Here is an 11,832-nt window from a genome sequence, read left to right as displayed (position 1 = left end):
TCAGGCCCAGCTTGCCGCACTGGCGCGACAGCCGGCGCGCGCGCGCGCGCAGCTCGATCGGGTTCAGGGCCGGGGTTTCGTCGATGAACAGCTGGGCGTCGTTCATTTTCTGGATGGCGTGCGTCAAGCGCGGCCAATCCTCGTCGTTGAGGCGGCCGGTGCGCAAGCGGTGCTGGTCGAGCTGGCCGACCGAGCCCAGCATACGCATCGCCAGCTGGGTGCCGCCCATCTCCATGGAAAAAATCGCCACCGGCAAGCCGGCCTCGATGGCGACGTTCTCGCCGATGTTGACGGAAAACGCGGTCTTGCCCATCGATGGACGGCCGGCCACGATGACCAGGTCGCCGGCCTGCAAGCCCGAGGTCATGCGGTCGAGGTCGATGAAGCCGGTCGGCACGCCGGTGATTTCGCTCTGGTTTTCGCGGCTGTAGAGTTCGTCGATCCGCTCGACCACCTGGGTCAGCAGCGGCTGCACGGCGACCCAGCCCTGGGTGCCGCGCGAACCCTGTTCGGCGATGGCGAAGATCTTGGACTCGGCCTCGTCGAGCATCTGCTTGACTTCCTTGCCCTGCGGGCTGAAGGCCTGGCCGGAAATCTCGTCGGCCACGGTGATGAGTTTACGCAAGATGCCGCGGTCGCGCACGATCTCGGCGTAGCGCCGGATGTTGGCGGCCGACGGCGTGTTCTGCGCCATCGCGTTCAGATACGCGAGGCCGCCGACGTCGTCCGCCTTGCCCAGCGAGGTCAGCGCTTCGAACACGGTGATGACGTCGGCCGGGCGCGAAGCGTTGATCAGTTTGATGATCTGTTCGAAGATGATGCGGTGGTCATAGCGGTAGAAGTCATCCGAGTGCATGAAGTCGGCGATGCGGTCGAACGCCGCGTTATCGCGCAGCAAGCCGCCGATGACGGACTGTTCTGCTTCGATAGAGTGCGGCGGAATGCGGAGTGAATCGACTTGCGGATCGGAGGGGGCGTTCATGGCGCGAATTATACCTGCTTAGGCGGTCGGGCAAAAATTTGGGGAGAAAAAAGATGGCCGCGAGGATATATCCGCCGCGCGGAAATCAGGCTCAAGACCGGGGTCGGACACTGTCGCGGCGTTTTAGGCCCGCTGTGTTTAGGACGAAACACAGGCGATAAAAAAGCCGGGCAAGCCCGGCTTTTTTGGATGCGGCATCGTCGGCGGGCAAGTTGCCCGCCTTGGATTTAGGCAGCTTCGCCCACGACGGCAACGGTCACTTCGACGACGACGTCGGTGTGCAGTGCCACGGTGACAGGATGCTCACCGGTGGTTTTCAGCGGGCCGGTAGGCATGCGCACAGCCGATTTCTCGACAGCGAAACCAGCTTTGGTCAACGCTTCAGCGATGTCGAAGTTGGTGACGGAACCGAACAAACGGCCATCGACGCCAGCTTTTTGCGAAACGGTCACGGTCATGCCGTTCAGTTTCTCGCCTTGGGCTTGCGATACGGCCAGCTTGGCCGCGGCAGCTTTTTCCAGTTCGGCGCGCTTGACTTCGAATTCGGCAATAGCGGTCTGGGTCGCGCGGCGAGCCATTTTTTGCGGAATCAGGAAGTTACGTGCGTAACCGTCTTTAACTTTAACGACTTCACCCAGGTTGCCCAGGTTGACGACTTTTTCTAACAGAATGATTTGCATAGTTCTCTCCAGGATCTTATCTAGACGACGCGATTAAGCGTGGTGCAGATCGGTGTAAGGCAGCAGCGCGAGGTAGCGAGCGCGCTTGATGGCGGTGTCCACTTGACGCTGATAGTGCGCCTTGGTACCGGTCAGACGTGCTGGCATGATCTTGCCGTTTTCCTGGACGAAATCTTTGAGCGTGTCGACGTCTTTGTAGTCGACCTGTTCCACGTGAGCAGCGGTGAAGCGGCAGAATTTCTTACGCTTGAACAAAGGATTCTGTTGCTTGCGCTTTTCTTTCAGCTTGAGCTTGTTTTTGTCGAACTTTTTACCGAATGCCATGTGAGGCTCCTGTATCTAAATGGGGGCACTGTCAGAGACAGCACTAAAATCAATGATGTGAAACACCAGGCTTTTGCTATTGCGGGTCTTCTTGTTCAGAAATCCGGTGAACTGATATACGCCACCGAGCGGCGCCTGACTGAAACGGCCTGAAATTTCGCCTGCGGCGACCGCGGACACTTCAAACTCGCTCAAGCGGGCGATGCCCGCCTCCATCTGCTGCGAACTGTGCTGCAATACTGCATTCACAATCGGCATGCCGGCCGGGGTGTAGCGCAAGGCGTCCCGTTCGGCGATGAGGGCGATAAAGTGGAGTTCGTTCAGCTCGGATTCCCGCTCAATCAGGCAGCCGCAGGAGCGGCGACTGCGGCCGCTGGAGCTTCAGCACGATGGGATTTCGCTGCATCTTCACGTTGTACCGACTTCATCATCGGCGAAGGAGCGGTTTCCGCTTTCTTCATTTTAACGGTCAGGTGACGCAACACGGCATCATTGAATTTGAATGCAGTTTCCAGCTCGACCAGGGTCTCGTTGTCGCATTCGATGTTCAGGCAGATGTAGTGTGCTTTGGCCAGTTTCTGGATCGAGTAAGCCATTTGACGGCGGCCCCAATCTTCAACACGGTGAACCGAACCGCCGCGCGTCGTGACGCTGGCTTTGTAACGTTCGATCATGGCGGGCACTTGCTCGCTCTGGTCCGGATGGACGATAAATACTATTTCATAGTGACGCATGTAGACTCCCTTAAGGACTGTGAAAATAGCCCACCCTGGCGTCAAGACAGGTGTGGGAAGAGGTAAGCCGGCTACTATAGCAGCTTTTTTAGGCAAGGTAAAGGGAGGGCGCGGCGCGGCCGGGTGCGGCAGGCGGCGATATTTTTCACATTATTTCGGCCAAAGCAAGAAATACCCTTGCATTCAAGCGCATACTGTACAAAAATACAGACTGTCTATATACACAGCCCCTAACCTTGGCACCCGCACCCATGATCAAGCTCACCGCACGGCAAGAACAAATTCTCAATCTGATCAAGGACGCCATCGAAAACACCGGCTTCCCGCCGACGCGCGCGGAAATCGCCAACGAGCTCGGCTTCAAATCGGCCAACGCGGCCGAGGAGCACTTGCAGGCGCTGGCGCGCAAGGGCGCGATCGAAATCGCGGCCGGCACCTCGCGCGGCATCCGCCTGCTGGGCGTGCACGCCGAACCGTCCGCGTCGAAGATCCCGGCGTCGCTGATGATTTCGCTGCCGCTGATCGGCCGCGTGGCCGCCGGCTCGCCGATGCTGGCGCAGGAAAACCTGGAAACGAGTTACAGCGTCGACCCGGCGCTGTTCTCGACCAAGCCCGATTACCTGCTGAAGGTGCGCGGCGAATCGATGCGCGACGCCGGCATCATGGACGGCGACTTGCTGGCCGTGAAAAAAGTCGACAGCGCCAAGAACGGCCAGATCGTCGTGGCGCGGATCGGCAACGACGTCACCGTCAAGCGCTACCGCAAGACCGGATCGCTGATCGAACTGCTGCCGGAAAACCCGGACTTCAAGATCATCAAGGTCGACCCGGAAGCCGACGAGTTCGCGCTCGAAGGCCTGGCCGTCGGCCTGATGCGCAGCTGGCATTGACGGTGGTGTGAAGCCGGCGGCGCCGCGCCGCGGACATAAGGGTCAGACCACGGTTTCGAGGGATGCATTCGAAACCGTGGTCTGACCCTTTTTTGCCGCACGGGCCATCTCCGCGACCGTGCGATGCGGCGGCTCGCCGCTACACTTAGCAGCCTTCCAGCGCGGTGGCGAAGTCGTCCAGCAAATCATCCTCGTCTTCGATGCCGACCGAGACCCGTATCAGCGACTCGGCGATGCCCATCGACGCGCGCCGCTCGGCGCCCATCTCGTAAAAGATGGTGTGGGCGACGGGAATAATCAGCGTGCGGTTGTCGCCCAGGTTGCTGGCCGGGATGGCCACCGTCAGCCGGTTCAGGAAGTCGAAGCAGTCTATGCCCTCCTTCAACTCAAAACTCAGCAAAAAGCCGAAGCTGCGGAACAGTTCGCTCGAAATGGCGTGCTGCGGATGCGAGGCCAAGCCCGGATAGTGGACCGCCGCGACGCGCTCGTCCGCTTCCAGCAGGCGCGCCAGCGCCAGCGCGTTGCTGTTGGTGCGCACCGTGCGCAGCGCCAGCGTCTCGGCGCCGACGGCGATGTGGTGCGCCGCCTCCGGCCCCAGCGACGCGCCGAAATCGCGCAAGCCCTTGGCGCGGATCTGCGCCAGGCCCCACTGCGCCGGCGCGGCTTTCTTATAGTTGTCGGCGATGTGGGGATAGCGCGTCCAGTCGTAGGCGCCGGTGTCGGTCAGGCTGCCGCCGAGCGCGTTGCCGTGGCCGCCGATGGACTTGGTCAGGGCGTTGATGACGAGGCCGGCGCCGACAAGCTTGGGCCGGAACAGATAGGGCGACGTCATCGTGTTGTCGACGATGTAGAGCAGGCCGCGTTCCTTGCACAGCTCGCCGATCCGCTTCAAATCGGCCACCTGCGTGCGCGGATTGGCGATGGTTTCGACGAACACGATGCGGGTCTGCGGCGTGATGGCGGCGGCCACGTGGGCGACGTCGGTGGCGTCGACGAACGCCACGTCGATGCCCTGCCCGGCGGCGGTCTGCCACAGGCTGTTGGTGTTGCCGAACAAATAGGCCGACGACACGACGTGGCTGCCCGCGCGCAGCAGCGACTGGAACACGGCGCCGATCGCGCCCATGCCGGTGGCGAAGCACAGCGTGCCGACGCCCTGCTCCATCTGGTTGACCTTCTCTTCCAGCGCCGAGACGGTCGGGTTGCCCTGGCGGCCGTAGCGGAAGCCCGGCTCCTTGCCCTGGAACACGGACGCCAGCTGGCGCGCGTCGCTGTAGCCGAAGGCGACCGAGGTGTGCATGGGCTTGTGCAGCGAGCCGTGCTCGATGCCCTTGCGGCGGTCGCTATGCAAAATGGTGGTCGTGAAGCCGTAGTTTTTTTTATCGTTCATGATAGCCGTGGAAAGCAAAAAAAAACCGGCGCGGCCAGTGGCGGCGCCGGGTCGGTCATCACCCTTCGGTGGTGGCCAGATTCAGATTGAGCTGCGAGCGGCCGGCGTCTTCCGGGCCGGGCGCCTTCGGATTGTGGCGCGCGTATTCGATCTTGTCGAGGTAGTCTTGCGACACGTCGCCGGTGATGTAGATGCCGTCGAAGCACGAGGCCTCGAAATTGGTCAGCGCCGGATTGACGTCCGACACCGCGCGCTTGAGCGACTCGATATCCTGGTACACCAGCGCGTCGGCCGTGATTTCGCGGCACACTTCCTCGGTGGTGCGGCCGTAGGCGATCAGCTCGTCGCGCGTCGGCATGTCGATGCCGTACACGTTGGGGAAGATCACCGGCGGCGCGGCCGACGCGAAGATGACTTTCTTGGCGCCCGCTTCGCGCGCCATCTGCACGATTTCGCGGCTGGTGGTGCCGCGCACGATGGAGTCGTCGACCAGCAGCACGACCTTGTCCTTGAACTCGGAGGCGATGGCGTTCAGCTTCTGGCGCACCGATTTCTTGCGCGCGGCCTGGCCCGGCATGATGAAGGTGCGGCCGATGTAGCGGTTCTTGATGAAGCCTTCGCGGTACTCGATGTTCAGCGCCAGCGCCAGCTGGATGGCGGCCGGACGCGAGGAATCGGGGATGGGCATGACGACGTCGATCTCGCCGTCCTTGAACTGGCGCTTGATCTTCTCGGCCAGGTACTCGCCCATTTTCAGGCGGGTGGCGTAGACCGAGGCGCCGTCGATGACGGAGTCGGGACGGGCCAGGTAGACGAACTCGAACAGGCAGGGGTTGAGCGAGGGGTTGTCGGCGCACTGGCGGCTGTGCAGTTTTTTGTCGGCGTCGATGAAGACCGCTTCGCCCGGCGCGATGTCGCGCACGAAGCGGAAGCCCATGCCTTCGAGCGCCACCGATTCGGAGGCGATCAGGTACTCGGGGCCCAGCTCGGTTTCGTTGATGCCCAGGCACAGCGGACGGATGCCGAAGGGGTCGCGGAAGGCCAGCAGGCCGACGCCGGCGATCTGGGCCACGGCCGCGTAGCCGCCGCGCACGCGGCGGTGCAGCACGGTCACGGCTTCAAAGATGGTGTCGGCGTCGATCATGATGCCGGTGGTGGCCTTCTGGATTTCGTGGGCCAGCACGTTCAACAGCACTTCCGAATCGGAATCGGTGTTGATGTGGCGGCGGTCGTTCTTGAACATCTCTTCTTTGAGCTGTTCCCAGTTGGTCAGGTTGCCGTTGTGGGCCAGCGTGATGCCGAACGGGGCGTTGACGTAGAACGGCTGCGCTTCCTCTTCGCTCGACGAGCCGGCCGTCGGATAGCGGCAGTGGCCGATGCCCGAGTTGCCTTGCAGCGTACGCATATTGCGGGTGCGGAAAACGTCACGCACCAGGCCGTTGGCCTTGTGCATGGAAAACATACTGCTGTGATTGGTCGCGATCCCCGCCGCATCCTGGCCGCGGTGCTGCAACAGCAGCAGCGCGTCGTACAGCAATTGATTGACAGGTTGATGGGAAACGACGCCGACGATGCCACACATGGTGTGCTCCTAGACTGGTATTACGGATTTAAAGAATTCAAAATTGCACGTGCTGCGCGAGGGCGGCAGGCAGAAAAGGTTTCACGGTGCGCGCACCGGTTTCGGCGAGCGGGCTAAGCAGCGCGTTGCGCCAGAAAGCTTGTTGGGGAACCGACGTCATCCCGCACAATATGACGGCGGCCAGCACAATTACAAGGCCACGGCCGAGGCCGAACAAGCCGCCGAGGCCACGGTCGGCCAGGCTGAGGCCGCCGGCTTTAATCAAGGCGTCCAGCGCCAGGGTCAACAGCCCCATCAATATTCGCACGCCGAGGAATAATGCAATAAAGGCCAGTATCAGCCGCAGCACGTCGCCCGGCACCATGGCCGGCAGCATTTTGGCCAGCGCGGCGCTGTAGGCGTTGGCGACGACGAAGGCCACCACCCAGCTCGCCAGCGATAATATTTCCTTGACCACGCCGCGCATGGTGCTGATGACCACCGAGGCGATCAGCACAAAGATCACCAGATAATCGAATAGTGTCACTTCGCTTCAACCTGCTTCAAGCGGCGGCGCATCAGACCGGATTGCCGCTCAGGCCCAGCTTGGCCAGCTTGGCGTGGGCTTGGGCGGCCTCTTCCTTGCTGGCGAAGGGGCCGATGCGCACGCGGATCAGCTCGTCGGACGCGCTCTTGTGCGTGAACGACTTGATGCCGGCGCCCTTCAATTTGGCCAGCAGCTCGTCGGCCTTGTCCTGCGTGGCCAGGGCCGCGACCTGATAGACGATTTTCTGCGCCGCCTCGGCCGGCTTGACCGGCTTGCCTTCGAGGATGGCCAGGGCGCGCGCGGCATCGTCGGACGATTGCGCGCCGTCGTCCTTGGCGGCGGGCTTGACGGCGACCGGCTTGGCCTCGGCCAGCTTGGCTTCCGCCTTGGCCTCCGGCTTGATGTCGGCCTTCGCCTCCGGCTTGGGGTCCGGCTTGTGTTCGACCTTGGCCACTTTGGGCTCGGGTTTGACGATGTCTTTCGGCTTGAGCGGCTCGGCGGGTAATTTCAGTTCGGCCACGGCCGGCGGCGCGGCCACCACCACGGCGGCTTTGGGCGCGGGCACCGGCTTGCTCAGTTTGGACGGCTCGGCGACGATTTCCTCACCGCCGTCGAGCGCGGCGCTGGCGGCGACCGGCGCCGCTGCGGTGCTGGCGGCGGACTGTGCCGCAGGCTCGGGCGCCTTGTCCTTCGATGGAATGCGGATATCGATGTCGGTCGACAGCGGCTTGGGCTCGGAATCTAGCAGCATCGGCAAGCCGACGGCCACCAGCAAGGCCAGAGCGATGGCGCCGACCAGGCGGCGGCGCGCGCGTTTTTTTTCCGGCAAGACCGGATCGTTGTCTTCGCGGCTGGCGCGGCCGCGCGGACGGGCCTCGCCATCGGCCGACGACGCCCGCTTGGAGCGCGCCCGTTCGACGGCGGCAGTATCATCGCGGGAATAATAGCCGCTGTCCTGCCCTGCGGCGTCTTGCTTGTTTTTACCGAGTTTCGAGAACAAGCCCATGCGTGATTTCAGTCGAGTGCGTTCAATGGAGTGAGGATTTTCGGGCCGCCATGACGCCGGCGACGGTCAGGAAAGATCCAAAGACCACAATTCTATCATTCTCTCCGGCCCGGCTGACCGCATTCGCGTAGGCCTGGGCCGGATCGGCGAATATATTTACGCTGCGCTCGGCCGAATCCGACACCGATTCGGGCTGGGCATTTTGCACTTTGGCCGCCAGTTCCGAGGCGCTGGCCGCGCGCGGCGACGGCAGGTCCGTCAAGCACCAGTGGTCGACGTGCTCGGACATGGCGGCGATCACGCCGTCGATATCCTTGTCGTGCATGGAACCGAACACGGCGTAGGTATAGGGGTGGAAGCCCATATTGCCGAGGTTCTGGTTCAGCGCGGCCGCCGCGTGCGGATTGTGGGCCACGTCGAGGATCACGGTCGGCCGGCCCGGCAGCACCTGGAAGCGGCCCGGCAATTCGACGGTGACGAGGCCGGTGCGCACTTCCTGGGCGCCGACCGGCAATTGCAGCCGCAGCGCTTCGAGCGCGGCCAGCACGGCCGCCGCGTTGAGGATCTGGTTGGCGCCGCGCAAGCTCGGATAGGCCAGGGAATTGCGGCGCTGGCTGCGGCCGCCGTAATTCCACTGCTGCTTGTCGCCGGAATAATTGAAGTCGCGGCCCATCAGCCACAGGTCGGCGCCGATGGCCTCGGCGTGGTCGATCAGCGACTGCGGCGGCACCGGGTCGCTGCAAATGGCGGTCTTGCCGGCGCGGAAAATGCCGGCCTTTTCAAAGCCTATCTTTTCGCGCGTGTCGCCCAGGTAATCGGTGTGGTCGATGTCGACGCTGGTGACGATGGCGACGTCGGCGTCGATGACGTTGACGGCGTCGAGGCGGCCGCCCAGGCCCACTTCCAGGATCACGACATCCATGCCGGCGCCGGCCAGCAAGTGCATGATGGCCAGCGTGGTGAATTCGAAATACGTCAGCACGGTATCGCCGCGCACGGCCTCGACGGCGTTGAAGGCGGCCACCAGCACGGCGTCGCTGGCCAGCTCGCCGTTGACGCGGGCGCGCTCGTTGAAGTCGAGGAAGTGGGGTTTGATGTAGAGGCCGACTTTATAGCCGGCGCGCAGCAGCACCGATTCGAGCATGGCGCAGGTCGAGCCCTTGCCGTTGGTGCCGGCCACCATGACGACCGGGCAGGCGAAGCTCAGCGCCAGGCGGTCCTTGACGGCGCGCACGCGGTCCAGGCCCATGTTGATGACGGTTTCCGCGTGGCGCGATTCAAGCAGCGCAAGCCAGGCGGGCAAGGTAGTGGGCAGGTTGGTCATGATGGGATTCTGAAATGGAAAACGGCGCGCAGGCGGATCATATCCGATTGCGCGCCGCCGTGTCGGGCAGGGATTTTTTTAGGCGAGGACTTCGACGGCCTGGTTCTGCAACAGCGCCAGCAGGCGGGCGATTTCTTCACGCATCTTGCGGCGGTCGACGATCATGTCGATGGCGCCCTTGGTGATGAGGAACTCGGAGCGCTGGAAGCCTTCCGGCAGTTTTTCGCGCACGGTGTTCTCGATCACGCGCGGGCCGGCGAAGCCGATCAGCGCCTTCGGCTCGGCCATCACGACGTCGCCCAGGAAGGCGAACGAGGCCGACACGCCGCCCATGGTCGGATCGGTCAGCACGCTGATGAACGGCAGCTTCTTCTCGGACAGCTTGGTCAGCATGGCGGTGGTCTTGGCCATCTGCATCAGCGACAGCAAGCCTTCCTGCATGCGGGCGCCGCCGGTGGCGGTGATGCAAATAAAGGGCACCTTCTGCTCCAGCGCCACTTGCGCGCCGCGCACGAAGCGCTCGCCGACGACCGAGCCCATCGAGCCGCCCATGAATTCGAACTCGAAACAGGCCACCACCACCGGCAGGCTCATGATGGCGCCGCCGAGGACGATCAGCGCATCGGTCTCGCCGGTCGCTTCCATGGCCTGCTTGAGGCGGTCGGGATATTTTTTGCTGTCTTTGAACTTGAGCGTGTCGACCGGCAGGGTTTCCTGGCCGATTTCATAACGGCCGCCGGCGTCGAGCAGGCTGTCGAGGCGCTCGCGCGCACGGATGCGCATGTGATGGTTGCACTTGGGGCAAACGTGCAAGTTCGATTCCAGATCGGTGCGATACAACACCGCTTCGCAAGCCGGACATTTGACCCACAGGCCTTCCGGCATGGTCTTGCGCGCGGCAGCGTCGGAACGCTGAATACGGGGGGGCAGAAGCTTTTCCAACCAACTCATCAATTTCTCCTTGCAGCTAACTAGTGCGCGAAGTGTAGCCGTTTATCCGTCCCCTGTCGAACATTGCAAAGTGGACATACGCCGAAAGCACGCTACCATCATATCATTTTCACCATCATTTAGCAGGTCGCTCGAACGGCAATTTATGCTTGCTGTACGCGCACGCCCGTAAATAGTGGCTGAGCAAACTTTCCCACGGCATGCCAACTTCCCGCGAATAATCTTGAAAATACGCTATCGTCGCGTCGTCCAACCGCACCGTAAATGGCAGTGTGAGCAGCTCGGCATACCGTTAGAAATTGAGACGCCCTGCTATAAGCGATCAAGTAGAAGCGCTCCTCGTCCGTGGAAGGCGCCAGATCAGGCAACAGGGTCGCGTTGTCGTCGAAAAATACGTGCTGGGATCTTTTAAACTGACGCCATGCTTGCGGAAGTTGGCCCGGGTCTTCTTTTCGCCCCATTCAAAGCGCACGGCCGCCCTTCCCTCAACATAGTCAGGGGCTGACTATGCGTCAAGGTGAGCGGTCGTGGTTTGAGGGACGCCAAGGCGGTGCGCCAAGGTGGGGGCCAAGGCGGCAGGGCTTACGCGTCGAGCGCGCCGCGGATGCCGGCGACGAAGGCGTGCACGGCGGCCACGGCGCCGTCCTGCGGCGAGTTTTCGATTTCCTGGATGATGCGGCTGCCGATGACGACCGCGTCGGCCACCTCGGCCACGGCGCGCGCGGTGGCGCCGTCGCGGATGCCGAAGCCGACGCCGATCGGCAGCTTGACGTGGCGGCGGATCGCGCCCAGCCGCTCGGCCACCTGCGCCGTGTCGATATTGCCGGCGCCGGTCACGCCCTTGAGCGACACGTAATAGCTGAAGCCGCCGCCGACCTTGGCCACCTGGGCGATGCGTTCCTCGGTCGAGGTCGGCGCCAGCAGGAAGATCATGTCGAGCCCGGCGGCGCGCATGGCGGCGGCGAAGTCCTCGCACTCCTCGGGCGGATAATCGACGACGATGGCGCCGTCGGCGCCGGCCGCTTTGGCCTCGGCGATGAAGTGATCGGGGCCGATGCGTTCGATGGGATTGGCGTAGCCCATCAGCACCACCGGCGTGCTCTGGTTGGTCCGGCGGAATTCGGCCACGTAGGCGAACACGTCGCGGATGCCGACGCCGTGCGCCAGCGCCCGTTCGCAGGCACGCTGGATGACCGGGCCTTCGGCCATCGGGTCGGAAAACGGCACGCCCAGTTCGAGGATGTCGGCGCCGCCGGCGACGAGGGCGTGCATCAGCGGCACCGTCAGCGCGGGCGACGGATCGCCGGCCGTGATGAAGGTGACGAGGGCGGTTTTATGGGCGGCTTTCAGGGCCGCGAAAGTGGGAGCGATTCTGGACATGGGATACTCGTTCGATTAGGAAGGTCATTGAACGGCCCGCTGCGCCAAGTCGGGGTCGGGCCA

13 protein-coding genes are annotated in these 11,832 nt (G+C 62.9%); 1 reads left to right on the top strand and 12 read right to left on the bottom strand.

Annotated features, from left to right (window positions below; translation table 11 throughout):
* The 5 genes from Q0S71_RS00850 to rpsF all read right to left on the bottom strand — a co-directional run.
* On the bottom strand, positions 1–982 hold a 982-nt coding region (locus tag Q0S71_RS00850), incomplete at its 3' end, for a DnaB-like helicase C-terminal domain-containing protein (protein ID WP_295990131.1).
* A 227-nt stretch (positions 983–1,209) separates the two neighbouring features.
* Positions 1,210–1,662, bottom strand: coding sequence for a 50S ribosomal protein L9 (gene rplI, locus Q0S71_RS00845; RefSeq protein WP_295990130.1), 453 nt, complete (start codon positions 1,660–1,662; stop codon positions 1,210–1,212).
* A 33-nt stretch (positions 1,663–1,695) separates the two neighbouring features.
* Positions 1,696–1,986, bottom strand: a complete 291-nt coding sequence (rpsR, locus tag Q0S71_RS00840) for a 30S ribosomal protein S18 (RefSeq protein ID WP_028104935.1) — start codon at positions 1,984–1,986, stop codon at positions 1,696–1,698.
* A 15-nt stretch (positions 1,987–2,001) separates the two neighbouring features.
* Positions 2,002–2,310, bottom strand: a complete 309-nt coding sequence (gene priB / locus Q0S71_RS00835; RefSeq protein ID WP_295990132.1) for a primosomal replication protein N — start codon at positions 2,308–2,310, stop codon at positions 2,002–2,004.
* Between the two features lie 17 nt (positions 2,311–2,327).
* Positions 2,328–2,720, bottom strand: a complete 393-nt coding sequence (gene rpsF / locus Q0S71_RS00830; RefSeq protein ID WP_295990129.1) for a 30S ribosomal protein S6 — start codon at positions 2,718–2,720, stop codon at positions 2,328–2,330.
* A gap of 251 nt (positions 2,721–2,971) precedes the next feature.
* Between rpsF and lexA the strand changes: the two genes are divergently transcribed.
* Complete coding sequence (gene lexA / locus Q0S71_RS00825; protein WP_295990128.1) at positions 2,972–3,610, top strand: transcriptional repressor LexA; 639 nt, start codon at positions 2,972–2,974, stop codon at positions 3,608–3,610.
* 145 nt (positions 3,611–3,755) lie between these two features.
* On the opposite strand, the gene Q0S71_RS00820 is transcribed toward lexA, so the two are convergent.
* The 7 genes from Q0S71_RS00820 to trpA all read right to left on the bottom strand — a co-directional run bounded on the left by Q0S71_RS00820 (position 3,756) and on the right by trpA (position 11,769).
* Entirely contained in the window at positions 3,756–5,000 is a 1,245-nt protein-coding gene (locus Q0S71_RS00820; RefSeq protein ID WP_295990127.1) for a cystathionine gamma-synthase family protein, read from the bottom strand.
* A gap of 58 nt (positions 5,001–5,058) precedes the next feature.
* Positions 5,059–6,582 (bottom strand): amidophosphoribosyltransferase, encoded by a 1,524-nt coding sequence (gene purF / locus Q0S71_RS00815; RefSeq protein WP_295990126.1) that lies wholly within the window; start codon positions 6,580–6,582, stop codon positions 5,059–5,061.
* A gap of 37 nt (positions 6,583–6,619) precedes the next feature.
* Positions 6,620–7,108, bottom strand: a complete 489-nt coding sequence (locus Q0S71_RS00810) for a CvpA family protein (protein ID WP_295990125.1) — start codon at positions 7,106–7,108, stop codon at positions 6,620–6,622.
* 31 nt (positions 7,109–7,139) lie between these two features.
* A complete protein-coding gene (locus Q0S71_RS00805; protein ID WP_295990124.1) occupies positions 7,140–8,114 on the bottom strand; it encodes an SPOR domain-containing protein in 975 nt (324 codons plus the stop codon).
* A gap of 22 nt (positions 8,115–8,136) precedes the next feature.
* Positions 8,137–9,438 carry a bifunctional tetrahydrofolate synthase/dihydrofolate synthase gene (gene folC / locus Q0S71_RS00800; protein ID WP_295990123.1) on the bottom strand — a complete coding sequence of 434 codons (1,302 nt, stop codon included), beginning with the start codon at positions 9,436–9,438 and terminating at the stop codon, positions 8,137–8,139.
* 78 nt (positions 9,439–9,516) lie between these two features.
* A complete protein-coding gene (gene accD, locus Q0S71_RS00795) occupies positions 9,517–10,389 on the bottom strand; it encodes an acetyl-CoA carboxylase, carboxyltransferase subunit beta (RefSeq protein ID WP_295990122.1) in 873 nt (290 codons plus the stop codon).
* 582 nt (positions 10,390–10,971) lie between these two features.
* The gene (gene trpA, locus Q0S71_RS00790; protein WP_295990121.1) at positions 10,972–11,769 is read right to left on the bottom strand and encodes a tryptophan synthase subunit alpha; all 798 of its coding nucleotides are present in this window, start codon (positions 11,767–11,769) and stop codon (positions 10,972–10,974) included.
* Positions 11,770–11,832 lie beyond the last annotated feature (63 nt).

It is taken from the genome of Rugamonas sp. (assembly GCF_025354735.1).
Classification (GTDB): Bacteria; Pseudomonadota; Gammaproteobacteria; order Burkholderiales; family Burkholderiaceae_D; genus Rugamonas.
The sequence above is the reverse complement of the archived record's forward strand: the minus strand, read 5'-3'. Positions and strand labels throughout refer to the sequence as shown.